The sequence below is a fragment of the Stenotrophomonas sp. P5_B8 genome, from assembly GCF_054049855.1.
Map to the genome: position 1 here is coordinate 1 of NZ_JBFULO010000723.1, position 1,112 is coordinate 1,112.

The 1,112-nt window shown below is 57.3% G+C and carries 1 protein-coding gene; it reads right to left on the reverse strand.

Annotation, left to right across the window (positions count from 1 at the left end; all coding sequences use genetic code 11):
• On the reverse strand, positions 1-1,112 hold a 1,112-nt coding region (locus ACXJKH_RS21005), incomplete at both ends, for a TraG/VirB4 family ATPase (protein ID WP_457322279.1).

Here is a 1,112-nt window from a genome sequence, read left to right on the forward strand (position 1 = left end):
GCCCCTGCTTGACAAGGAAGCAGCGCGAACGTTCGTCGAGCGCGGTAACCACTTTGAATTCGGCTTCGGTCAACTTGAGTCCATCGATGTAGTCCGAACGGCTTGCGTTCGGATTCGGCAGCAGGATCAGCGTCGCAGTCTGTTCGATAAGCGCCGCAGCGATATCGCTCTTCAGCGCGTCTTCCGGGCTCTGCGTGGCGAAAATGCCCAAGCCGTTCTGCTTACGAATGGTCTTCTGCTTGTTCTTGGCAAATTCCTTCAGCCCACCTTCGCCGTCAAGGATCTTCCAGAACTCATCCATGACATAGATCAGCGGGCGGCCGTCGATCAGTGACTCCAGACGGTGCAACAGGTAATTGATGACCGGCACGCGTACTTCAGGATTATCGATGATGTCGGTGTAATCAAAGCCGATGATGTTCGCCCGGCTCAGGTCGACGGTGTCAACCGGATTGTCGAACACCCAGCCCAGCGAGTTGCCGGAGGTCCAGCGGCGCAGGCGGGCATACAAACCGTCGTCACCCATGTTGGGCAGACTCTTCTGGAAATTGGTCATGCTGCGCAGATGCATCGGCGTATCAAGCATGTTCTCCACGGCGCGGAAGATGTCTTCCTCCTCCCGTGCGCTGTACTCGCGCTTTCCAGCCAGCACCTTGATCAAATCCGCAAGGAACTGAAGATTGGACTCGTTGTTCTCACACTGGAACGGGTTGAAGCCGGTGGCTTGACCGTTATCCAACGCCAGGTAATTCCCGCCACAGGCGCGCACGAAAATCTCCGCGCCACGGTCCTTGTCGAAGAAGAAGATGGTCGGCGACGGATCGTATTTCTGCACCTGGCTGAGCAGGAAGTTGATCAGCGCGGTCTTACCGGTGCCGGACTTACCGATCACCATCGTGTTGGCAATCGCCTTCTCACCCAGTGAGTTTTCCGAGGGGTGGGTCGCGTGGAAATTGAAGTAGTACGGCTGCCCGTTGGTGGTCTGCAACGTGGTAACGCAGTCGCCCCACGGGTTGTTGTGCTGCTTGCCGGTAGCGAAGTTATGCAGGGGTGACAGGCCGAGGAAATTCAGCGAACTCACACTGGCCAGGCGCGTACGGAAGCGCCAGTTG